Origin of the sequence: Naasia lichenicola (genome assembly GCF_004801885.1) — a bacterium.
Taxonomy (GTDB): Bacteria; Actinomycetota; Actinomycetes; order Actinomycetales; family Microbacteriaceae; genus Naasia; species Naasia lichenicola.
Map to the genome: position 1 here is coordinate 408,755 of NZ_SSSM01000006.1, position 21,099 is coordinate 429,853.

At 70.1% G+C, this 21,099-nt stretch carries 21 protein-coding genes; 6 read left to right on the forward strand and 15 right to left on the reverse strand.

The genetic code is table 11. From position 1 onward, the window contains the following. Nucleotides 1-1,650 carry an FAD-dependent oxidoreductase gene (locus E6C64_RS18180; RefSeq protein WP_136429151.1) on the reverse strand — a complete coding sequence of 550 codons (1,650 nt, stop codon included), beginning with the start codon at nucleotides 1,648-1,650 and terminating at the stop codon, nucleotides 1-3. 124 nt (nucleotides 1,651-1,774) lie between these two features. Between E6C64_RS18180 and E6C64_RS18185 the strand changes: the two genes are divergently transcribed. Then, on the forward strand, nucleotides 1,775-2,473 hold the full coding sequence (locus E6C64_RS18185) for an endonuclease/exonuclease/phosphatase family protein (protein ID WP_136429153.1): 699 nt from the start codon (nucleotides 1,775-1,777) through the stop codon (nucleotides 2,471-2,473). A gap of 209 nt (nucleotides 2,474-2,682) precedes the next feature. Here E6C64_RS18185 and E6C64_RS18190 read toward each other — a convergent pair whose 3' ends face one another. The 7 genes from E6C64_RS18190 to E6C64_RS18220 form a co-directional block, all read right to left on the reverse strand. Beyond that, entirely contained in the window at nucleotides 2,683-3,357 is a 675-nt protein-coding gene (locus E6C64_RS18190; protein ID WP_136429155.1) for a response regulator, read from the reverse strand. Then, nucleotides 3,354-5,924: a DUF4118 domain-containing protein gene (locus E6C64_RS18195; protein WP_136429157.1), complete on the reverse strand. Its 2,571-nt coding sequence runs from the start codon at nucleotides 5,922-5,924 to the stop codon at nucleotides 3,354-3,356. Before E6C64_RS18195 ends, E6C64_RS18190 begins: the two co-directional genes overlap by 4 nt. 8 nt (nucleotides 5,925-5,932) lie before the next feature. Then, nucleotides 5,933-6,544, reverse strand: a complete 612-nt coding sequence (gene kdpC, locus E6C64_RS18200) for a potassium-transporting ATPase subunit KdpC (RefSeq protein WP_136429159.1) — start codon at nucleotides 6,542-6,544, stop codon at nucleotides 5,933-5,935. A gap of 68 nt (nucleotides 6,545-6,612) precedes the next feature. Beyond that, nucleotides 6,613-8,799 carry a potassium-transporting ATPase subunit KdpB gene (gene kdpB / locus E6C64_RS18205; RefSeq protein WP_136429161.1) on the reverse strand — a complete coding sequence of 729 codons (2,187 nt, stop codon included), beginning with the start codon at nucleotides 8,797-8,799 and terminating at the stop codon, nucleotides 6,613-6,615. After that, nucleotides 8,796-10,475, reverse strand: coding sequence for a potassium-transporting ATPase subunit KdpA (kdpA, locus tag E6C64_RS18210; protein ID WP_136429162.1), 1,680 nt, complete (start codon nucleotides 10,473-10,475; stop codon nucleotides 8,796-8,798). The genes kdpB and kdpA overlap by 4 nt, the downstream gene beginning before the upstream one ends. After that, a complete protein-coding gene (gene kdpF, locus E6C64_RS18215; RefSeq protein WP_136429164.1) occupies nucleotides 10,475-10,564 on the reverse strand; it encodes a K(+)-transporting ATPase subunit F in 90 nt (29 codons plus the stop codon). The genes kdpA and kdpF overlap by 1 nt, the downstream gene beginning before the upstream one ends. A gap of 310 nt (nucleotides 10,565-10,874) precedes the next feature. Next, entirely contained in the window at nucleotides 10,875-12,020 is a 1,146-nt protein-coding gene (locus tag E6C64_RS18220) for an XdhC family protein (RefSeq protein WP_136429165.1), read from the reverse strand. Between the two features lie 152 nt (nucleotides 12,021-12,172). Between E6C64_RS18220 and moaA the strand changes: the two genes are divergently transcribed. From moaA to E6C64_RS18245, 5 genes are read left to right on the forward strand one after another with little or no spacing between them, the layout of a single operon-like run. After that, nucleotides 12,173-13,258 carry a GTP 3',8-cyclase MoaA gene (gene moaA / locus E6C64_RS18225; RefSeq protein WP_136429167.1) on the forward strand — a complete coding sequence of 362 codons (1,086 nt, stop codon included), beginning with the start codon at nucleotides 12,173-12,175 and terminating at the stop codon, nucleotides 13,256-13,258. A 2-nt stretch (nucleotides 13,259-13,260) separates the two neighbouring features. Then, the gene (locus E6C64_RS18230; protein WP_199241095.1) at nucleotides 13,261-13,575 is read left to right on the forward strand and encodes a MoaD/ThiS family protein; all 315 of its coding nucleotides are present in this window, start codon (nucleotides 13,261-13,263) and stop codon (nucleotides 13,573-13,575) included. A gap of 24 nt (nucleotides 13,576-13,599) precedes the next feature. Beyond that, nucleotides 13,600-14,910 carry an aminotransferase class V-fold PLP-dependent enzyme gene (locus E6C64_RS18235; RefSeq protein ID WP_136429377.1) on the forward strand — a complete coding sequence of 437 codons (1,311 nt, stop codon included), beginning with the start codon at nucleotides 13,600-13,602 and terminating at the stop codon, nucleotides 14,908-14,910. A 13-nt stretch (nucleotides 14,911-14,923) separates the two neighbouring features. Next, nucleotides 14,924-15,403, forward strand: a complete 480-nt coding sequence (gene sufU / locus E6C64_RS18240; protein WP_136429169.1) for a Fe-S cluster assembly sulfur transfer protein SufU — start codon at nucleotides 14,924-14,926, stop codon at nucleotides 15,401-15,403. Further along, nucleotides 15,400-16,020 (forward strand): nucleotidyltransferase family protein, encoded by a 621-nt coding sequence (locus E6C64_RS18245; RefSeq protein ID WP_136429171.1) that lies wholly within the window; start codon nucleotides 15,400-15,402, stop codon nucleotides 16,018-16,020. The genes sufU and E6C64_RS18245 overlap by 4 nt, the downstream gene beginning before the upstream one ends. 148 nt (nucleotides 16,021-16,168) lie before the next feature. Here E6C64_RS18245 and E6C64_RS19550 read toward each other — a convergent pair whose 3' ends face one another. The 7 genes from E6C64_RS19550 to E6C64_RS18280 all read right to left on the reverse strand — a co-directional run bounded on the left by E6C64_RS19550 (nucleotide 16,169) and on the right by E6C64_RS18280 (nucleotide 21,089). After that, on the reverse strand, nucleotides 16,169-16,504 hold the full coding sequence (locus E6C64_RS19550) for a helix-turn-helix domain-containing protein (protein WP_136429173.1): 336 nt from the start codon (nucleotides 16,502-16,504) through the stop codon (nucleotides 16,169-16,171). Between the two features lie 65 nt (nucleotides 16,505-16,569). Continuing rightward, on the reverse strand, nucleotides 16,570-17,313 hold the full coding sequence (locus E6C64_RS18255) for an alpha/beta hydrolase (RefSeq protein ID WP_136429175.1): 744 nt from the start codon (nucleotides 17,311-17,313) through the stop codon (nucleotides 16,570-16,572). A gap of 133 nt (nucleotides 17,314-17,446) precedes the next feature. Then, complete coding sequence (locus E6C64_RS18260; protein WP_136429177.1) at nucleotides 17,447-18,274, reverse strand: zinc-binding metallopeptidase; 828 nt, start codon at nucleotides 18,272-18,274, stop codon at nucleotides 17,447-17,449. A gap of 72 nt (nucleotides 18,275-18,346) precedes the next feature. Next, nucleotides 18,347-18,814: a molybdenum cofactor biosynthesis protein MoaE gene (locus E6C64_RS18265; protein WP_136429179.1), complete on the reverse strand. Its 468-nt coding sequence runs from the start codon at nucleotides 18,812-18,814 to the stop codon at nucleotides 18,347-18,349. Next, entirely contained in the window at nucleotides 18,804-19,322 is a 519-nt protein-coding gene (locus E6C64_RS18270) for a MogA/MoaB family molybdenum cofactor biosynthesis protein (RefSeq protein ID WP_136429181.1), read from the reverse strand. The genes E6C64_RS18265 and E6C64_RS18270 overlap by 11 nt, the downstream gene beginning before the upstream one ends. Next, nucleotides 19,319-19,813: a cyclic pyranopterin monophosphate synthase MoaC gene (gene moaC, locus E6C64_RS18275; protein ID WP_136429183.1), complete on the reverse strand. Its 495-nt coding sequence runs from the start codon at nucleotides 19,811-19,813 to the stop codon at nucleotides 19,319-19,321. Before moaC ends, E6C64_RS18270 begins: the two co-directional genes overlap by 4 nt. Next, the gene (locus E6C64_RS18280) at nucleotides 19,806-21,089 is read right to left on the reverse strand and encodes a molybdopterin molybdotransferase MoeA (RefSeq protein WP_233255720.1); all 1,284 of its coding nucleotides are present in this window, start codon (nucleotides 21,087-21,089) and stop codon (nucleotides 19,806-19,808) included. Before E6C64_RS18280 ends, moaC begins: the two co-directional genes overlap by 8 nt. Between the last annotated feature and the right edge of the window lie 10 nt (nucleotides 21,090-21,099).

Sequence of the window (21,099 nt, forward strand, 5' to 3'; positions counted from 1 at the left end):
TCAGCGCATCAGGCGAGCATGGCGTTGACGGATGCGACCGCGCTCGCGCCCTCGCCGACGGCCGACGCGACGCTTCATCGAGCCCGCTCGAACGTCGCCGACGGCGAAGATGCCCGGGATGCTCGTCTCGAACGGCAAGGGCAGTCGCCCGATGGCCGGCCATTCGCTGTCGATCGAGAACGCGGGGATCCGGGAATCGGTGAGGACGAATCCGTTCTCGTCGGTCGCCACACCGGGCAGCCATTCGCTGGCCGGGGTGGCGCCGATGAAGCAGAACAGTGCGGCGCAGCTCAGCCGCGAGGCGGACGCGCCGCAGCTGACGGTGATCTCGGAGAGGCAGTCCCCAGCGCCGGTCAACTCGGTCACTTCGGCCGAGGTGTGCACCTCGATCCCCGGATGATCGAGCACGCGTCGGACGAGATAGGCGGACATGCCCTTGGCCAGATCGTCGGCGCGCACGATGAGATCCACCGCGCTGCCGCGGGATGCGAGGAAGAGCGCCGCCTGGCCCGCCGAGTTGCCGCCCCCGACGATGGCCACGGGCTGACCGGCGTACGCGCGGGCCTCGACCTCCGTCGCCGCGAAGAGGATGCTCGCGCCCTCGAAGTCGTCCCAGCCGTCCAACGGCAGGCGCCGGTACTCGGCACCCGTTGCGATGATGGCCGCGCGACTGCGGATGACCTGCCCATCGGCGAGCGTCACCAGGATGCCGTCGCCGGACCGCGCGACGTCGGACACCCGGCATGGCGCGTAGAGCTGCGCGCCGAACTTCAGCGCCTGCAGCGTGGCGAGCCGGGTCAGCTGAGCACCGGCGAGCCCGTGCGGGAAGCCGAGGTAGTTCTCGATCCGCGAGCTCGAGCCGGCTTGCCCTCCCGGCAGCAGGGAATCGAGCAGCACCGTCTGCAGGCCCTCCGAGGCGCCGTAGACCGACGCGGCGAGCCCGGCCGGGCCACCGCCGACGATCACCAGATCGACGTCGCGATCCGGATCGGCGCGGAAGGAGATGCCGAGCGCATCCGACAGCGACCCGGGCGTGGCACGGGGGAGCACCTCGTCCGGCACGATCGCGAACGGAAGGTCCGCCTCGCTCAGACCGTGCTCTGCCGCCTCGCGGAGTCCGAGCTCGCTGTCGGGCTCGGCCCAGAGATTCGGGATGTCGAACCGGCTGACGAACTCGCGCAGAGCCAGCGACTCGCGGGATCTGTCGTTGCCGACGATCACGATGCTCGACGCCGCCGAAGTCAGCAGGTTCTCCCGACGACCGACGAGCGCGGTGAGCACGATCTCGTTGAGCTCGGTGTCGGAGGCCATCATTCGCTCGAACGCGGCACGGGACAGTCGGTGCACCGCGCCTGCCTCGGAGACTGCGGCCTTGAGGAACATGCGCTGGTGGGTCAGCAGGCTGACCTCGCCGAGGAAGTCGCCGGGGCAGAGGTGCGCGATCAGGCGCAGGGGAGCGGCGGAATTCCCCGCGCGGTACAGGTCGATCGATCCCGACTCCACGACGATCATCTCGTAGTCCGAATCGGTCACCGAGTAGAGATGCTGGCCGACCTCGGTCTGCTCACGCACCCCGTAGCTCCTCAGGCGAGCGAGTGCCTCCGGGCTGAGCTTCGGGAAGGTCTCATCTGTGGCGACGTCGTTCCCCATAGACGGGCTCCCTTCCGCTCCGGCCGATGGACGAGCGTGAGTCGAGTCTGGCGGAGAACGACGCACCACCGCATCGAGCCGAGGGCCGACGAGCTCTCAGGATCGTCCGGCCTAGTCTTCGGCTATGCGCATCACCACCCTCAACCTGCGGGGCTTCTTCGACTGGGAGACGCGGGTCGATCGGATCGTGGGGTATCTCGATGCCACCGATCCCGATCTCGCGGTGTTCCAAGAAGTCGTCTACCTTCCGGACCTCTCGCCGCGGATCCAGCCCGACCTCCTGAATGACCTGGTGAAGCGGCCATTCCCGTATCGGCATGCGTCGGTGACCCGGCTCCAGTCCAGCCCCGACGGGAAGCCGTACCGGGAGGGACTCGCTAGCGGTTCGCGTCACCCTGTCGTGGCCAGCGAAGCGCTCGTGCTTCGGCACGAGCAGGCGGATCCGCACAATCGCCTCGCGCAGCTGCTCGATGTCGACGTGGACGGCTCGATCTGGAAGCTCGCCAACGTCCACCTGTCGATCCGCGACGACTATGCGCTCCACCATCTCGAAGAGGTGCTGGGGATCCTCGACTCACGCGGTGAGAAGCGGATCATCGGGGGTGACTTCAACATCAACCACCTCGAGCGGCACCGGTCGCTGTGGAAGGAGGGATACGTGCTGACCTCCGAGCTCGAGCAGTACGTCTCCTACGGCAAGTCGGGTCAGGCGAACGACTACTTCCTGGTGCCGAAGGAGTATGCGGTCACGGATATCACCCTCTCGGACGACGGTCTGTCGGATCACCGCGCGCTGACGATCGACGTGAAGCCGGTCGGCTGAGCAAGCGATCCGTTGGTCGAGTAGGCGCGTCAGCACCGAATCGAGGCCGTTCGGATGCGGAGGATGGCCTCGATACGGGCGCGGGGCGCGCGACTCGACCACCGGGGCGGTGATCCGATGGGGACCCGCGCCGCCCTACTCGGCCACCGAGCCGGCGATTCGTTGGTCGAGTAGCGCCGTTCACGGCGCGTATCGAGGCCCTTGGCGCGCTACGGGACGAAGCGGTAGCCCATGCCCTGCTCGGTCACCAGGTGAGCCGGGGCGGACGGCGTGGTCTCGAGCTTCTTGCGCAGCTGGGACAGGTACAGCCGGAGGTACCCGGTGTCGCTCGTGTACTGGGGTCCCCATACCTCGGTGAGCAGGTGCTCGCGGGAGACCAGCCGACCCGGGTTGCGCACGAGCACCTCCAGGATCCGCCACTCCGTCGGGGTCAGGCGGACGGCCGCTCCGGCCCTGGTCACGCGACGCACCGCCAGGTCGATGACGACGTCGTCGAAGGTCACGACAGGCTCGTCGTCGTCGGCGGTCGGAGTGCGTCGGGAGAGCGCGCGGATCCGGGCGAGCAGCTCGTCCGCCGCGAACGGCTTGGTCACGTAGTCGTCGGCGCCCGCGTCGAGGGCATCCACCTTGTCGGCGGAGTCGGTGCGGCCCGAGACGACGAGGATCGGCGCGCTCGACCAGCCGCGGACCCCTTCGATCACCTCGATGCCGCTCAGTCCGGGCATGCCCAGGTCGAGCACCAGCAGATCGGGATGCCACGACGCGGCGACGTCGAGCGCCTCTCGGCCGTCCGCCGCCGTCGCGACGTCGTAGCCGCGAGCGGTCAGCGTGATCCGCAGGGCGCGCACCATCTGCGGGTCGTCGTCTGCGACGAGGATCTTCACCGTGCCTCCGTTCCCGCGCCCGACGGCTCGCCCGTCGGCTCGACCGGAAGGGCCACGCTCGATCGGAGGCTGACCACCATCGTGGACCCTCCGCCCGGGGTGTCCTCGACCTCGATGCGCCCGCCCATGCCCTCGACGAAGCCCTTGGACAGGGCAAGACCGAGGCCGAGGCCGGTCGTGTTGTCCGTGTCGCCGAGCCGCTGGAAAGGCACGAAAACCTCGTCGCGCCGATGGTCGGGGATGCCCGGGCCGGTGTCCACCACCCGCAGCTGGACCTCGCCGCCGAACTCGCTCGTCGTCACCAGAGGGGCGCTGCCCGGCGGGGAGAAGCGGAGCGCATTGCTCAGCAGGTTGACCAGCACCCGCTGCAGCAGAGCGGGGTCGGCATCGGCCGCAGGCAGATCCGCGGTGAGCGTGAGCACGACCTCGCCCGGGCCCACACCGAGCTCGTCGAGCGCACGGATGATGATGTCGTCGATGGACGTGGGTCGGATGGTGATGTCGAGCGCTCCGGCCTGGATTCGGCTGACGTCGAGCAGGTCGCCGATGAGGGTGCCCAGCGATCCGAGGCTCTCGGACGCCGTGTCGAGCAGCTCGGCGCGATCCGCCGCGGTCCAGGTCAGCTCGGGGGAGCGCAGCCCGGTCACCGCCGCCGTCGCCGCGGCGAGCGGGCGGCGCAGGTCGTGGCCGAGGGCGAGCAGCAGCGCGGTCCGCAGCCGGTCCGCCTCGGCGATCGGCCGGAGCGCGTCCGCGGCCCTGGCCAGTTCGCGCTGCGCGAGCGCGGACTCCATCTGAGAGGCGAACGCGCCGAGCAGGCGGCGGTCCGCTGCCTGCAGCACCTTCCCCGTGAGAGCGAGGACCGCTCCGTCGCCGATCGGCACCTCCGTGGTCGAGCCAGCGCGCGAGTGCGGCGCGGCGCCCGGCAGCGCGCCGGCCTCGGGCCCGAGGGCACGGTCGGACGACGAGTAGAGCACGGCCTCGCCCTCGCGGAGGACGACCTCGGATGCCCCGAAGGCTTCACGCAGTCGGGTGACGAGCGCCTCGAGCGCGTCCTGGCCGCCGAGCACGCTGCCCGCGACGGCAGCGAGGGTCTCGGCTTCGGCGGCCGAGCGACGGGCGGCCCGCGACTGCCGGGCCCCTCGATCGACGACCACGCTCACCAGCGTCGCGACGGTGAGGAACACCAGCAGCGCGATGAGCTGGTTCGGCGACGCGATCGTCACCGTGTAGAGCGGATGGACGAAGAAGAAGTCCAAGAGGAAGCCCGCGAAGGCGGCCGAGAACAATGCGGGCCAGATCCCGCCGATCAGGGCGACGATCACGACGAAGAGCTGGAAGGCGAGCACGTCGCTGCCGATCGTGCCGTCGGCGCGGAACTGCTCGAGGGCGAGGGTGAGCAGGGGAAGGCCGACGATGGCGGCAGCGAATCCGATCACCCGACGCCGGGTGGAGAGCGCTCCGCCGACCTTCGGCAGCGCACGCCGACCCGCCTGAGCGTGGGTGACGATGTGGACGTCGATGTCGCCCGCGAGGCGGACGACCGTCGCACCGATGCCGGGCCCCGTGACGACGGCGGCGAGCGCGTTGCGCCTGCTGGAGCCGATCACGAGCTGCGTGGCATTGACTCCACGGGCGAAGTCGACGAGTGCGCTCGGGATGGGGTCGCCCACCACCTGGTGGTAGCTGCCTCCGAGGCTCTCGACGAGTGCCCGCTGCTCGGAGAGGATCGCCGGATCGGATCCGGCCAGTCCGTCGGGACCGCTCACATGCACCGCGTAGACCTGGCCACCGCTCGACCGCGCGGCGATCCGTGCGGCGCGTCGGATGAGGGTCTCACCCTCCGGCCCGCCGGTCAGTGCGACGACGATCCGCTCGCGCGCCTCCCAGGTCTCGGCGATGCCGTGGGCGGTGCGGTACTGCTGGAGCGCGACGTCGACCTCGTCCGCCAGCCAGAGCAGGGCGAGCTCGCGCAGCGCGGTGAGATTGCCGAGCCGGAAGTAGTTCGAGAGGGCCGCGTCGACGCGGGCGGCGGGGTAGACCTTGCCCTCGTTGAGCCGGTCGCGGAGGGTCTGGGGTGCCAGATCGACGACCTCGACCTGGTCCGCGGAGCGGAGGACGGCGTCGGGGATGGTCTCGCGCTGCTGCACGCCGGTGATCCGGCGGACGGGGTCGTTGAGGCTCTCGATGTGCTGCACGTTGACGGTGGAGAGCACGTCGATGCCCGCGTCGAGCAGGCGGTCGACGTCCTGCCAGCGCTTCTCGGCGCCGGAGCCCGGCGCGTTGGTGTGCGCGAGCTCGTCGACGAGGGCGACATCGGGTGCGCGCCGCAGCACCGCCTCGACGTCGAGCTCCTGGAGCAAGACTCCACGATGGTCGACCGAGCGGCGGGGGATCAGATCGAGATCGCCGATCTGAGCTGCGGTGGCGGCGCGGTCATGGGTCTCGACGATCGCGATCACCACGTCGCGGCCGGCAGCCCGGAGGCGGTGCCCCTCCTCGAGCATGGCGAAGGTCTTGCCCACACCCGGTGCGGCTCCGAGCAGAACGCGCAATCGCCCCCTGGTCATCGACCCTGCTATCCGATCTGCGCGAGGGCGAGATTGAGCTCGAGCACGTTCACCGTCGGTGCTCCGAGGTAGCCGAGATCGCCCGCCGCGATTTTACTCCTCACCAGGGCTTCCACCGTGGCAGTGGGGATCCCGCGAGCCGCCGCGACCCGGTCGGCCTGGAGCAGCGCGTACTCGGGGCTGATCTGCGGGTCCAGTCCCGAAGCAGAGGCGGTGACGGCGTCGGCGGGGATGTCGGCGACGGAGACCCCGTCGAGCTCGGCGATGGCCGCCTGCCGAGCGGTGATGCTCTCCACCAGGTCGGGATTCTCAGGCCCGAGGTTGCTGCCGCTGGACGCGCCGCCGTCGTACCCGTCGCCCGCCGCGGACGGGCGGGACTGGAACCACTCCGGCAGGGCGCCGCCGTCCGCGTCGGTGAAGCTCTGGCCGATCAGTGGCGAGCCGACGACTTCGCCCTCCGCATCGCGCAGCAGCGATCCGTTCGCCTGAGGGGCGGCGACCAGCTGGGCGATGCCGGTGACGGTGAACGGGTAGGCGATGCCGAGCACCACGGTGGCGATCAGCAGGAGGCGGACTGCGACGAGATGCTGGCGCGCGGTGCCGCGGGAGGCGATGGACATGGGTTTCTTCCTGAACTGGTGGGTACGAGGCGTGAGGTCGGGGGTGGATGGGATCGGCTCGGGCCGGCTCAGAAGCCGGGGAGCAGGCTGACCACGAGGTCGATCAGCTTGATGCCGATGAACGGGGCGATCAGCCCGCCGAGTCCGTAGACGAGCAGGTTGCGGCCGAGCAGGGCGCTCGCCGACAGGGGCCGGTAGGCGGCGCCGCGGAGCGCGAGCGGGATGAGCGCGACGATCACCAGCGCGTTGAAGATGACCGCGGAGAGGATCGCCGAGGCGGGCGAGGACAGCTGCATGAAGTTGAGCGCGGCCAACGCGGGGATCGACGTCGCGAACATCGCGGGGATGATCGCGAAGTACTTGGCGACGTCGTTGGCGATCGAGAAGGTGGTGAGCGATCCGCGGGTGATCAGGAGCTGCTTGCCGATCCGGACGATCTCGATGAGCTTGGTGGGGTCGGAGTCGAGATCGACCATGTTGCCGGCCTCCTTCGCCGCCGAGGTGCCCGAGTTCATCGCGACGCCGACGTCGGCCTGGGCGAGCGCCGGGGCGTCGTTGGTTCCGTCTCCCGTCATCGCGACGAGGTTGCCGCCCTCCTGCTCCTTGCGGATGTAGGCGAGCTTGTCCTCCGGGGTCGCCTCGGCGAGGTAGTCGTCGATGCCGGCCTCGGCGGCGATGGCCTTCGCGGTGAGCGGGTTGTCGCCGGTGACCATCACCGTGCGGATGCCCATCCGTCGCAGGTCGGCGAAGCGCTCGGCCATCCCCGGCTTGACGACGTCCTTGAGGTGGACGACGCCGAGTGCACGGGCGGCTCCCGCGGCGGATCGCTCCGCGACGACCAGCGGCGTGCCTCCGGAGGCCGAGATCCGCTCGATCTCAGCCGTGAGCTGGTCGTCGATGGCGGCGGGGATCGGTGTCGACTCCGCGATCCAGGCCCGCACCGCCGATCCGGCTCCCTTGCGGATCATCCGGCCGTCGGCGAGGTCGAGACCGCTCATCCGCGTCTGAGCGGTGAACGGCACCAGGATGCTGTCCGAGGGTGCGACGACGTGCTCATGGGCATTGGCGCCGCCGAGCTCCGAGCCGGACTGCGCGTCGGCGAGCTCCACGATCGACGAGCCCTCGGGGGTCGGATCGCCGAGCGAGGAGAGGCGCGCGGCGATGGCCAGCTCATCGGCGTCGACCCCGCCCACCGGCACGAAGGCGCTGGCGCGCCGGTTGCCGAAGGTGATCGTTCCCGTCTTGTCGAGCAGCAGGGTGGTGACGTCGCCGGCCGCCTCGACCGCGCGGCCGGACATCGCGAGCACGTTCCGCTGGACGAGGCGGTCCATCCCGGCGATGCCGATGGCGGAGAGCAGGGCGCCGATGGTGGTCGGGATCAGGCAGACGAGCAGCGAGACGAGCACGACGACGGACTGGCTGGCGCCGGCGTAGGCGGCCGGCCCGTTCAGGGTGAGCACCACGACGACGAAGACGATGGACAGCGCGGCGAGCAGGATGTTGAGGGCGATCTCGTTGGGGGTCTTCTGCCGCGATGCGCCTTCGACGAGGGCGATCATCCGGTCGACGAAGGTCTCGCCCGGCCTGCTCGTGATGCGCACGACGATGCGGTCGGAGAGCACCCGTGTGCCGCCGGTCACCGCGCTGCGGTCGCCGCCGGACTCGCGGACGACGGGCGCCGATTCGCCAGTGATCGCCGACTCGTCGATCGACGCGATGCCCCAGACGATGTCGCCGTCACCTGGCACGACCTCGCCTGCCACTATCACCACGATGTCGTCGAGAGTGAGGTCGGAGGAGGCGACCGATTCGAGAGCGACCGATGAGGCGCTCGGATCGCTCCTCGTGTCGTAACCGCGCACCCTGTTGGCGGCCGTGCTGGTCCGGGTGGCGCGCAGGGTGTCGGCCTGCGCCTTGCCCCGGCCCTCCGCGACGGACTCGGCGAGATTGGCGAAGAGCACCGTCAGCCAGAGCCAGATCGCGATGCTCCAGGTGAAGGCGAGCGACGGCTGCGACGAATCGGCGGGTGGCGCAACGAAGGGCTGGGCGATCGCCAGCACCGTCGTGAGCGCCGCGCCCACCTCGACGAGGAGCATGACCGGGGTGCGGGCCATGAGGCGCGGATCCAGCTTGCGGAACGCGCCGGGCAGGGCCGCGATCAGGCCGGCGACGCCGAAGGCGCGGGTCGATCGGCGCGAGGGGGATCCGGTCGGGTCGGGGGTGGACGCCTGAGGCGTCTCGAGGATGGTGGTCATGACTGCAGCCCTTCCGCCAGGGGACCCAGCGCGAGAATCGGGAAGTAGGTGAGTGCCGAGACGATGAGCACCGTGGCGGCGACGAGTCCGATGAACATCGGTCGGTGGGTCGGCAGGGTCCCGGCCGTCGTCGGCACCCGCCTCTGAGCGGCGAACGAGCCGGCGAGCGCCAGCACGAAGACGATCGGCAGGAACCGGCCGAGCAGCATCGCGATGGAGAGCGTCGTCCCGAACCACGGCGTCGCAGCGGTGAGGCCGGCGAACGCGGATCCGTTGTTGTTAGCCGCGGAGGCGTAGGCGTAGAGCACCTCGGAGAAGCCGTGCAGGCCGCCGTTCGCCATGGAGGTGCCCTCGACATCGGCCCGGACCGTGGGGATCGCGAAGCTGAGCCCGGTGAACACGAGGACGAGGATCGGGGTGGCCAGGATGTACAGCCCGACGAGCTTGATCTCGCGGGCTCCGATCCGCTTGCCGAGGTACTCGGGCGTGCGGCCGACCATGAGTCCGGCGATGAAGACCGCGAGGATCGCGATCACCAGGAGCCCATAGAGGCCGGAGCCGACGCCGCCGGGGGCGACCTCGCCGAGCATCATGTCCACGATGGCGATGCCCCCGCCGAACGCGGTGAAGCTGTCGTGCATCGAGTTCACCGAGCCCGTCGAGGTGAGCGTGGTGCCTGCCGCGAAGATCGCCGAGGCGACGGGTCCGTAGCGGGTCTCCTTGCCCTCCATCGCTCCGCCGGCCAGCTGCGGGGCGGTGCCTCCCGCTGCGAGCTCAGCCCAGACGAGCAGGCCGGTCGAGACGATCGCGAGGGTCGCCATCGTGGCGAGCACGGCGCGACCCTGCCGGCGATCGCCCACGAGGGTGCCGAAGGTGCGGGGGAGCGAGAACGGGATGAGCAGGAACAGGAATGCCTCGAACGTGTTGGTCCAGCCCGACGGGTTCTCGAACGGGTGCGCCGAGTTGGCGTTGAAGAATCCGCCGCCGTTGGTGCCGAGCTGCTTGATCGCCTCCTGCGAGGCGACCGGGCCGCCGGGGATTGTCTGGGTGCCGCCGGTCAAGGTGGTCAGCTCGGTGAACCCGGCGAAGTTCTGGATCACGCCGCCGATGGAGAGCGCCACGGCGGCGACGAGGGCGGCGGGCAGCAGGATGCGGGTGACGGCGCGGACGACGTCCACCCAGAAGTTGCCGAGCGTGCGCGTCGTGACGCCGGTGAAGCCGCGGATCACGGCGACGGCGACCGCGAGCCCGACGGCCGCGGAGAGGAAGTTCTGCACGGCCAATCCGGCCATCTGCACCGCGTAGCCCATGGTGAGCTCGGGCGAGTAGGACTGCCAGTTCGTGTTGGTGGCGAAGGAGATGGCCGTGTTCATCGCCAGCAGCGGATCGACGGCGGGCAGCCCCAGCGAGTAGGGGAGCAGCTCCTGCGTGCGCTGGAGCAGGTAGACGAGCAAGATGCCGACGACCGAGAAGGCGAGCACGCTGCGCAGGTAGACCGGCCAGGACTGCTCCGAGCGGGGAGCGACGCCGATCAGGCGATACAGGCCTCGCTCGATGCGCCAGTCCTTCGCCGTGCTGAACACGGTCGCGATCCAGTCTCCGACCGGCCGGTGCAGGAGGATGAGCAGGGTGATGAGTGTGGCGATCTGAGCGATCGCCATCCAGACGGCGGGCATCAGAAGCGCTCGGGACGGATGAGGGCGAACAGCAGGTAGCCGACCGCGGCGATGCCGAGCACGCCGGCGAGGATCTCGAGCGCGTTCACAGCTTCTCCACCGCCCGGGCGATCAGGCCGACCCCGCCCATCAGGGCGAGCACGGCGGCGACCAACAGGATGTCCAGCACGATGCCTCCTCGCGGTGGCACTCCGCGGACTGCGGGCCACCGACGAACAGTGAATGCCCGGTCCTGCGCCTCGCAGCCGGTCCTTACGGTTTCCTCACGCGCCGGTCGCGGATCCGTATGGGATCTTCACGGATCCGGAGATTGCCCCGGGTCCCTCAGGATTCGGGCCGTGATGCCCCCGTTTCGGACGGGATCTCAGGATCGGTGCACGAACTCCGGACCCGTGCAGGTCAGAGGGGGAGGCGGGTGGTGACGAGAGGCGCTCGATGGATAGGCGCGTCCAGCTCGGTGAGGCGACGGCCGGATCCGCCGTGCACCGATGCGATGATCTCCGCGGCGATCGAGATCGCCGTCTCCTGCGGGGTGCGCGCTCCCAGATCGAGGCCGATGGGTGACGACAGCCGCGCCAGTTCGACCTCGGTGAGCCCCTCTTCGCGCAGCCGCGCCATCCGGTCGTCGTGGGTGCGCCGGCTGCCCATCGCCCCGACGTATGCCGCGTGCGTGCGCAGTGCCAGGGCGAGCAGGGGGATGTCGAACTTCGGATCGTGGGTCAGCACGCAGATCACCGTGCGGTCGTCGATCTCGGTCCGCTCGAGGTAGCGGTGCGGCCACTCGACGATCACCTCGTGGACGTCGGGGAACCGCTTGCGGGTCGCGAAGACCGGCCGGGCGTCGCAGACGGTCACGCGGTAGCCGATGAGGCTGCCGACCCGGGCGACGGCGGCGGCGAAGTCGATGGCGCCGAAGACGATCATCCGAGGAGGCGGAGCGAAGGTCTGCACGAGCACCCGCAGGTCGTCGTGCCGGCGCTCGCCGTCCGCACCGAGGGTCAGGATCCCCGTGCTGCCGTGCTCGAGCATGCCGCGTCCGTCGTCGATCACCGCGGCGTCGAGTCGGGCGCTGCCGAGCGAGCCCCAGTGCTGATGCTCGCCGAGCAGCAGCTGCGCCCCGGTGCCCGGACCGTCGATCACGGCGGAGATCACGGTGGAGATCACGGTGGCAAGCGCGATGGGAGCGCCGGCCGCGATCGCATCCTCCATCCGGGCGAACTCGGCGAAGTGCTCAGCATCGATCCGACTGACGAAGAGCTGGATGGTGCCGCCGCAGGTCAGCCCGACGGCGAAGGCGTCGTCGTCCCCGACGCCGTACGTGACGAGCTGCGGATCGCCCGAGGCGAGGACGGCCTGCGCGACCTCGTAGACCGCGCCTTCGACGCAGCCCCCCGACACGCTGCCGACGGCCTCGCCGCTCTGCGACACCGCCATGGCTGCCCCCACCGGACGCGGCGCGGAGCTCCACGTCTGCACCACGGTCGCGAGCGCGAAGGGCTCTCCGGCATGGAACCAGGGAGCGATCTCGGCGAGGATCTCGCGCATGGTCCCTCCGATCCGGCCTTTTCCGTGCTCCCAGTATGAGCGCGCCAGCGTTACAGGCGGATGACGGAGGTCACCGTGGCCTGAGAGACTGCGCGTCAACGCGGGGCGACTTTCGCGACAGTCCCATCAGGAGCCTCGACTACCCTCGAAGCATGTCCATCAGCCTGGGGATTCCGCGCATCCTCACCGCGCACGGCGCCCCGACGACGGGCGGTCTGGTCGACACCTTCGGCCGCCAGGCCACCGACATGCGCCTCTCGCTGACCGACAAGTGCAATCTGCGCTGCACCTACTGCATGCCCGCGGAGGGCATGGACTGGCTCTCGCGCAACGATCTGATGACCGCGGACGAGATCGTCCGTCTCGTCGACATCGGCGTCGATGTCCTGCAGGTGCGCGAGCTCCGGCTCACCGGTGGCGAGCCGCTCGTCCGCAAGGATCTCGAGGAGATCCTGCGCCGAGTCCGCGCGAGCCAGCCCGAGCTGCCCATCTCGCTCACCACGAATGCCGTCGGACTCGACCGCCGTGCGGCCTCGCTCAGGGCTGCCGGGCTCACCCGGCTCAACGTCTCGCTCGACTCCCTGCATTCCGAGACCTTCGCCGCGCTCACGCGGCGGCCCTTCCTGGAGCGGGTGCTCCGCGGCATCGATGCCGCGGCCGATGCCGGCCTCGGTCCGATCAAGATCAACGCGGTCCTGCTTCGTGGCATCAACGACCACGAGGCGGCCGACCTCGTCGACTGGGCGATCGGCAAGGGCTACGAGCTGCGCTTCATCGAGCAGATGCCACTCGATGAGGATCACATTTGGACGCGCGACAACATGATCACCGCGGGGGCTATCCGGGCTCGGGTGGAGGAGCGCTTCGTGCTCACCCCCGATCCGCGCGACCGTGATGGCGCACCGGCCGACCGCTGGGAGGTCCGCCGTCCCGGCACGCTCGCGACCGAGCCGGCAGACGGGGTCATCGGCATCATCGCCTCGGTCACCGAGCCATTCTGCGCCGACTGCCGGCGCACCCGGATCACCGCCGACGGCAAGGTGCGCTCCTGCCTGTTCTCGCACGACGAGGTCCCGCTGCTGCATCTCATGCGCTCCGGGGCGACCGATGCCGAGATCGCCCAGCGCTGGCGCGATGCGATGTGGATGAAGCCCAAGGCGCACGGCATGGATCACGCCGGCCTCGGTGCCGCCGACTACATCCAGCCAGAACGCAGCATGAGCGCGATCGGCGGATAGCAATGCTGATCAGGTACTTCGCTGCCGCGAGTGCGGCCACGGGGATCGAGGAGGAGACTCTCGAACTCGAACGGGAACTTACTCTCGGCCAGCTCGAGAGCCTGCTCGGCGAGCGTCATCCGGGTGACGCGGGATCGGCGAACCGCTCGACGGCAGGCTCGGGCGGCCCCAGCGGAAGGATCGGCGGACGACGGGCGTTATCCGATGTGCTGACCCGCTGCAGCTTCCTCCGCAACGGCGCAGCCACCACCGACCGCTCCACAGTGCTCGCACCGACCGACTCGATCGACGTGCTGCCGCCCTTCGCCGGAGGCTGATCCATGCCCACCCCGACCACCGTGATGCCGCCTGTACCCGTGCGCACCGACGCGACGGTCACCACCCTGACGTCTGCGGACGTCGAGCGGCTGCGTGCCGACTTCCCAATCCTCGAGCGCACCGTGAACGGCAGCCCGCTCGTCTACCTCGACTCCGGGGCGACCTCGCAGAAGCCGCTGGCCGTGCTCGACGCCGAACGTGCGTTCGCGTTGCATGAGACCGCTGCAGTGCACCGCGGCGCGCACACCATGGCAGGCGAGGCGACCGAGACCTTCGAGGCGGCTCGCGCCCAGGTCGCCGGGTTCGTCGGGGTGGATGCCGACGAGCTGGTCTGGACCTCCAACGCGACAGAGGGTCTCAACCTCATCGCGTACGGCATCTCCAACGCGTCGCTGGGCCGCGGTGGGGATTCGTCGGCGCGCTTCCGGATCGGAGCCGGCGACGAGATCGTCGTCACCGAGATGGAGCACCACTCGAACCTCGTCCCCTGGCAGGAGCTCGCCTTCCGGACCGGCGCGACCCTGCGGGTGATCGGCCTGCAGGACGACGGGCACCTGAAGCTGGACGAGGCAGCGGAGATCATCGGCGCACGTACGCGTCTCATCGCCGTCACCCACGTCTCCAACGTGCTCGGCCTGGTCAACCCGGTCGAGGACCTGGTTGCGATGGCCCGTCGGGTGGGTGCCCTCGTCGTGCTCGACGCCTGCCAGTCCGCGCCGCACATGGCGCTCGATCTCCGAGCCCTCGACGTCGACTTCGCGGTCCTCTCCGGGCACAAGATGCTCGGTCCGACGGGCATCGGCGCGCTCTATGGACGCCGCGAGCTGCTCGACGCGCTGCCGCCCTTCCTCACCGGGGGATCGATGATCACCACGGTCCAGCTCGACCACAGCGAGTTCCTGCCCGCCCCCGCGCGCTTCGAGGCAGGCACCCAGCGGGTCTCCCAGGCCGTCGCGCTCGCCGAGGCCACCCGCTATCTGTCCGCGGTCGGGATGGACCGCATCGCAGGATGGGAGTTCGCGCTCGGACAGCGGCTGCTCGAGGGGATCGCGGCGCTGCCGGGGATCCGTGTGCTCGGCCCGGGCCTCGGCGAGGAGCGCGTCGGACTGGCGAGCTTCGTCGTCGAGGGCGTGCATGCGCACGACGTCGGCCAGTTCCTCGACGACCGCGGCATCGAGGTGCGCGTCGGCCACCACTGCGCACAGCCTCTGCACCGCCGGTTCGGCATCACCGCGACCACTCGAGCGAGCGCCTACCTCTACACGACCGAGGACGAGGTCGACGCCGCCATCGCAGCGATCGGCGACGTGCGCGCCTTCTTCGGAGCCGTCTGATGGGAAGCGCCTCATGACAGGATCCGCCGCTCTGCAGGGTCTTTATCAGCAGGTGATCCTGGATCACGCCAAGGAGAAGCACGGCTTCGGCCTGCGCGATGGCGCGGCCGCGTCGTCCCATCAGCTCAATCCGACCTGCGGCGACGAGGTCACCCTCCGAGTGCATCTCGGCGACGCCGACACCGTCGCATCGATCAGCTGGGAGGGACAGGGCTGCTCCATCTCCACGGCGTCCGCGTCGATCCTCAGCGATCTCGTCGACGATCTTCCTCGGCCGGATGTCCGTCTGCGGATCGAGGCCTTCCGTGAGCTGATGCAGTCGAAGGGCACGATCGACGGCGACGAGGAGCTCCTCGAGGACGCCGTGGCGCTCTCCGGAGTCTCGCGATACGTGACACGGATCAAGTGCGCGATGCTGCCGTGGGTCGCTCTCGAGCACGCGCTGCTCGAGGCGGACGGCGCGCTCGGCGCGGAGGCCGGCGCCGCGAGGTGAGCATCGCCGGGCTGGTGCTCGCTGCCGGAGCCGGCAGCCGCTACGGCGGTCCGAAGGTGCTGGCGCGAGACGGAGATGGAACGCCGTGGATCGCGCGAGCGGTCACAGCGCTCCGTCATGGCGGGTGCTCAGCCGTGCTGGTCGCGATCGGCGCCGACCGCGATGCGGCGCGGGAGCTGCTCAGCGACATCGTCGGCGTGGACCGGATCGTCGATGTCGACGGGTGGACGGACGGCCTCTCGGCGTCGATCATCGCGGGTCTGGCGGCGCTGCAGGACGATGCGGAGGTGGATTCGGTCGTCTTCGTCCCCGTCGACGTGCCGTCGCTCTCCGCGGCCATGGTCCGCCGCGTGATCGACGAGGCGAGAAGCCCAAATGTGCGGGAATCCGGCGCAGATAGCCGCACATTTCGGCTTCTCAGCGCGTCCCTGGCCCAGGCGATGTTCGACGGCCGCCCCGGCCATCCCGTGCTGATCGGTCGGGATCACTGGGCGCCGTTGCGGGCGTCCGTCTCGGGGGACAGTGGCGCCCGCGCGTACCTCGTCGCCCACGGCGTGGACGAGATCGACTGCTCCGACCTCGGCTCGGGCGAGGACACCGATACCCGCCGACCCTGACGTCGTTGAGACCGGCTGCGGTCTCTCCGCTGGTCGAGGAGCGCCGCCTGGGCGCGTCTCGAGACCGGCTGCCGTGCTCGACCGGTCGCGAGGCCGAGGCGCTCATCGCCAGGCCCGCCAGGGCCGTATCGAGGCCCTCATTCAGCGATCAGGCGGCCAGCGAAACCTGACCGCGGGTCGATGCGCCCGAAGCCTCGAGGCGGTCAGCGACCCCGGTGGTGAGGTCGAGCAGCGTGCGGTCCAACGACGCGGCGATCGCGGCGAGGATCTCGCTCGACGGCTCCTTGAAGCCGCGCTCGATCTCCGAGAGGTACTGCGGCGAGACGCTCGCCCGGTCGGCGACGTCGCGGAGGGTGTCTCCGCGCGACTGGCGGATGCCGCGCAGCTGCTCGCCGACGAGCTCACGCCAGAGTCGCTCGGGTGGGCGCGGCGATGCATCAGCGGCGGGGGAGGGCAGGCTGTCGGCGCGGTGCGGCTGGCTCATGCCGCCAGTCAACCCGTCGGAGGGTGCTCGGCGCAGTCGAATCCGCTCACAGCAGACGACCCGGCTCAGCGCGCTTCGAGCAGTTCCGCGATCTGGTCGACTACCAGATCGGGGCGGGAGAGGAACGGATGATGTCCCGTCGGAAGATCGACGCTCCGAGTCGTACGACCCGCGTGGAAGCGCTGCAGCTCCATCGACGTGCTGCGGTCGTCGGTGCAGACGAGGTAGGTCGAGTCGACTCCCTGCCAGCCGGCGGCGCTGGTCGGAGTCCCGAAGGCCGCGATCGCCTGCCCGGAAACCCGCGCGAAGGCCTCGCGCTGCCTATCGCCATCGACATCCTGGAGGAAGCGCGCCCCGAACGATGCCGCGTCGTAGCCGGCGATCTCGATGGTTCCGTCCCCGTTGTCGGCGACGGAGACCGGATCGGATTCGCCGCTCATGATCGCGCCCTGCGCCTGGCCGATGTCGGGCAGGTACGAGGAGATGTAGACGAGTCGGGCCACGGCCGGATGGTGACCCGCTTCGGCGATGACCGTCCCGCCATAGGAGTGTCCGACGACGATCGCGGAACCTCCGCGGGCGGCGACCGCGTCGAGCTCCCGCCGAAGCGCCGCGGCATCCTCCGCCAACCCGGCTTCAGCGGCGTCGCCTGCGCTCTCGCCGCAGGACGGCAACCTTACCGAGCGGCTAGGAATGCCGGTGCGCTCGAGCAGCAGCTCCGCGGTCGGCCGCCACCACCACTCGCCGTCGCGCACCAGGGCGCCGTGCACGAAGATCAGATCCGTCGGTCCACCGCTCGATGCCGTCATTCTCCGAAGCTACGCGGCTGGTCGGCCCTGCCATCCGCCGATCCGCTCACAGCCGCGCACCTGCACATCGTCGAATTGCCAGAAATGGCTCTATAGCGGCGCCTGTGAGAGCCGAATGTGGCAATTCGGCGGGTCAGGAGAGGCCGAGCTCCGGGAACTCGGCGCGGATGCGATCGCGGATGTCGGCGAAGCCCGGGCGGTCGCCGACGAAGCGCAGCTTCCGGGCGAGAGTGCTGTCGCCGTCGGGCTCGTCTTCGAGGACGTAGGTCATGAAGGTCTCCGCCAGATCCTCAACGACGTTGGTCGCCGCGTAGTCGCTGACGAAGTCCGCCTCGTGCGCCTCGTAGAACTCCTCGGCGACCGCCGCATCCTCGTTGTCCGAAGCGGGTGCGTCCGGGTACTCGGACCAGAACCGCTGCTGGAACGCCCACAGCGTGGCATCGTCATGGGCGCAGCCTTCGCTCGTCTCGACGGTCGGGCAGTCGCCATCGACAGGCTCCGTCTCGTCGGTCGAAAGCGTCAGCACGTGCGCGTATTCGTGCACGAGCGTCGCCACGAGATCGCCCTCATCACCACTGGTGGCGAGGTTCGCCGCCAGCACCCAGCGCTCGGGGTCGTCGTCCTGGTAGGCGTACGCGAGGGTGTCGCTGTCGGCGGAGTCGCCGACGCGGAACTCCGAGAACGTGTCCGTCGCGAACTCGGGGGTGACGACGCGCTCGAACGTCTGCCAGACATCGGCGGTCAGTCCGGTCGGTGCGGGATCGAGGGTGCCGTCGGCCTCGACGTCGTAGATCTCCACGGCGCCCCAGTCATCGTCGTCCTCGGTGCGCGGCCCATCGTGACCCGACGTCGTCGACTGTCGGACGCCGTCGACCACCGACTCGATCGCCCCGCATCCGGCCAGCGCCGCGCAGAGCAGAGGGACGACGAGGAGGGCGGCGATGAGCCGATGGGGACGCACCAGGTCACCCTAGGGCGGCCACCGCGTCACGCTCGGGCGATCGCCCGGCACGGCTCTCAGCCGGCTCTGCTGTCAACCGAGTGAGGCGACCCACTCCGTGCTGCCGTCGGTGAAGCCCTGCTCCTTCCAGATGGGGACCCGGGCCTTGATCTCGTCGACCAGCGATGCGCAGGCGGCGAACGCCTCTGCGCGATGAGCGGAGGCGACGGCACAGACGAGCGCGACGTCGCCGACGGTGAGATCGCCGATCCGATGCAGCACGGCGATCCGCGTTCCAGGATGGGCATCCGCCACCTCGGTGGCGACCTGCTTCGCGATCGCATCGGCGGTGGGATGCGAGGTGTAGTGCAGCCAGGAGACGCCCTTGCCCTCGTCGTGGTCGCGGACCACTCCCGCGAAGGTCACGACGGCGCCGGAGTGCGCGCTCTCGACGGCCGCGCTGCAGGCCTCGACCGAGATCGACTCGTCGGTGACCGCGGCGAGGATCACCTGACCAGGGATCGATTCTCCGAAGTTCGGATCGCTCGGCTCAACGGTCATGATCGACTCCGTGCAGCTGATCCACGATGTGATCGAGCAGATCCTCGAGGACGCTGAGGCCATCCCGAACGCCCCCGCTCGACCCGGGAAGGTTGACGACGAACGTCCATCCGGCGATGCCGGCGTGTCCGCGGGACAGTGCGGCCAGCGGGGTGGACGAGGCGCCGCGTCGGCGCAGCTCCTCCATGACGCCCGGCAGCTCCCGGTCCAGCAGCGGAAGGGTGACCTCGGGGGTGCGATCGGTGGGGCTGATGCCGGTGCCGCCGGTGGTGACCACGACGTCGACCGAGGGGATGGCGGCCTCGAGTGCGCCGCGGACGGGATCGCCATCCGCGACGACGTTCACCCGGTCGACGATCCAGCCGCGCTCGGTGAACCAGTCGACGAGCATCGGACCCGTCCGGTCCTCGTAGACGCCGGCCGCCGCACGGGTCGATGCGACGACGATCGCCACGGATCTGGCCGCCACGGATCTGGCCGATGCGGTGTCGCTATCCGTCCCGCTCATTCCGCGATCCAGTCGCCCGACTTGCCGCCGCTCTTCGCCACAACGTGGATGCCCTCGATGCTCGCGTGCTTGTCGACGGCCTTGATCATGTCGTAGAGGGTGAGCGCGGCCACGGACGCGGCTGTCAGCGCCTCCATCTCGACGCCCGTCACGCCGGTGGTCTTCACCGTCGCTGTCACCAGCACCCGATCGCCCTGAGGAGCGAGGTCGATGGTGGCACCGGAGAGCGGCAGTGGGTGGCACAGGGGGATGAGTGCCGAGGTCTGCTTGGCGGCCATGATGCCCGCGACCCGTGCGACGGCGAGCGCCTCGCCCTTGGGCAGCTCGCCGGCAACCAGCAGGTCGATGACGTCGGGTCGTGTGACGAGCGTGGCCACCGCGGTGGCGCGGCGAGTGGTCGCCTGCTTGTCGGTCACATCCACCATGAGGACCGCTCCGTCGGCATCGACGTGCGTCAGCGCCGGGCGCTGTTCGCCTTCTCGCTCAGTCATCGATCCTCCATGCCTCCACCCGATCGCCTGCGCCTGCGCGCTCCAGCCCGACGGGGAGGTGCACGAGCAGCGACGAGTTCGCATATGAGTGAAGCAGGTGCGAGCTGGCGCCGCCGACCAGCTCGATGGCTCCGTCGTCGTCGAGGCGTCCGCGCCGGATCTGGTGCTTGGCAGCGGGCGAGTCGACGGCGGCGGCCAGGGGCGCGTGCACGACCGGGCGCTCGGGTCGCGCCGCGCCGGCCAGCCGCCGCAGGATCGGACGCAGGAACAGCTCGAACGACACGAGAGCGCTGACCGGATTGCCGGGGAAGGAGACGACAGGAAGGCGCTCGTCCCGATCCGCCGCGGCGATGGCCCCGATTCCTTGGGGGCCGCCGGGCTGCATCGCCACGCTGCCGAACTGGACGCCCAACGGTGCGAGGGCGTCGCGGACGACCTCGCGGGCGCCGGCGCTGACGCCGCCGACGGTGATCAGCAGATCGACCTCCGCGGCGTGCTCCGTCAGGATGGCGAGCAGGCGTTCGGCGTCGTCCGATCGACACGGCTTGACCGCGACCGTGCATCCCGCGTCGAGGAGTGCGGAGGCCAGCAGCGCGCCGTTCGAGTCGTAGATCTGACCCGGCTCGAGTCGGCTCCCGGGCTCTCGGATCTCGTGGCCGGTGGGCACCACCAGCACCCGGGTGCGGCGGAGCACCGCGATCTCTCTGAGCCCCGTGCCGGCGATCACGCCGTACTGCGCGGCGGCCAGCGGCGTGCCCGCGGCGAGCAGGACGTCGCCCGCGCGCACGTCGCTGCCCGCGCGGCGAACGAACGCTTCGGGGTGGGGAGCTGCCGCGAAGGCGACCTCGTCGACGGGAGCGCCTGCGGTCGAGAACCGTGGTGGTTCCACGTGCTCGATCGGCACCACAGCATCGGCGCCGCTCGGGATCGGCGCACCGGTCATCACCGCGGCCGCGACCCCTGGAGCGAGCGGGGGAGCGGCATCACCCGCATTGATCTGCGGCGCCAGGGGCAGCCGAAGGGGTGCGTCCGGCGCAGCGCCCGTCAGATCGGCGGCTCGGACCGCGTAGCCATCCATCTGCGAGTTGTCGAAGGGCGGCAGATCGCTCGGAGAGCGGAGATCGTCGACGAGCACACGGGCCCGATAGCGATCGGGCGCTGCTGCCATGGCGGCGGGCGACACCGGAAGCGCCTCGGCGACGCGACTCCGCGCGAGGGGCTCGAGCAGCGCCTCCACGGCGGCTCGGTGCTCCTCGACGCTGCGGACGGCGCTCAACGGACGGCGC

What these genes read in the sequence shown, in the direction of transcription:
- E6C64_RS18265 (WP_136429179.1), bottom strand. Translation starts at nt 18,814, where the DNA reads ATGACCGTTGAGCCGAGCGATCCGAACTTCGGAGAATCGATCCCTGGT.
- kdpB (WP_136429161.1), bottom strand. Translation starts at nt 8,799, where the DNA reads ATGACCACCATCCTCGAGACGCCTCAGGCGTCCACCCCCGACCCGACC.
- E6C64_RS18185 (WP_136429153.1), top strand. Translation starts at nt 1,775, where the DNA reads ATGCGCATCACCACCCTCAACCTGCGGGGCTTCTTCGACTGGGAGACG.
- E6C64_RS18195 (WP_136429157.1), bottom strand. Translation starts at nt 5,924, where the DNA reads ATGACCAGGGGGCGATTGCGCGTTCTGCTCGGAGCCGCACCGGGTGTG.
- E6C64_RS18230 (WP_199241095.1), top strand. Translation starts at nt 13,261, where the DNA reads ATGCTGATCAGGTACTTCGCTGCCGCGAGTGCGGCCACGGGGATCGAG.
- kdpA (WP_136429162.1), bottom strand. Translation starts at nt 10,475, where the DNA reads ATGCCCGCCGTCTGGATGGCGATCGCTCAGATCGCCACACTCATCACC.
- E6C64_RS18220 (WP_136429165.1), bottom strand. Translation starts at nt 12,020, where the DNA reads ATGCGCGAGATCCTCGCCGAGATCGCTCCCTGGTTCCATGCCGGAGAG.
- moaA (WP_136429167.1), top strand. Translation starts at nt 12,173, where the DNA reads ATGTCCATCAGCCTGGGGATTCCGCGCATCCTCACCGCGCACGGCGCC.
- E6C64_RS18180 (WP_136429151.1), bottom strand. Translation starts at nt 1,650, where the DNA reads ATGGGGAACGACGTCGCCACAGATGAGACCTTCCCGAAGCTCAGCCCG.
- E6C64_RS18255 (WP_136429175.1), bottom strand. Translation starts at nt 17,313, where the DNA reads ATGACGGCATCGAGCGGTGGACCGACGGATCTGATCTTCGTGCACGGC.
- E6C64_RS19550 (WP_136429173.1), bottom strand. Translation starts at nt 16,504, where the DNA reads ATGAGCCAGCCGCACCGCGCCGACAGCCTGCCCTCCCCCGCCGCTGAT.
- kdpC (WP_136429159.1), bottom strand. Translation starts at nt 6,544, where the DNA reads ATGTCCATCGCCTCCCGCGGCACCGCGCGCCAGCATCTCGTCGCAGTC.
- moaC (WP_136429183.1), bottom strand. Translation starts at nt 19,813, where the DNA reads ATGACTGAGCGAGAAGGCGAACAGCGCCCGGCGCTGACGCACGTCGAT.
- E6C64_RS18270 (WP_136429181.1), bottom strand. Translation starts at nt 19,322, where the DNA reads ATGAGCGGGACGGATAGCGACACCGCATCGGCCAGATCCGTGGCGGCC.
- E6C64_RS18235 (WP_136429377.1), top strand. Translation starts at nt 13,600, where the DNA reads ATGCCGCCTGTACCCGTGCGCACCGACGCGACGGTCACCACCCTGACG.
- sufU (WP_136429169.1), top strand. Translation starts at nt 14,924, where the DNA reads ATGACAGGATCCGCCGCTCTGCAGGGTCTTTATCAGCAGGTGATCCTG.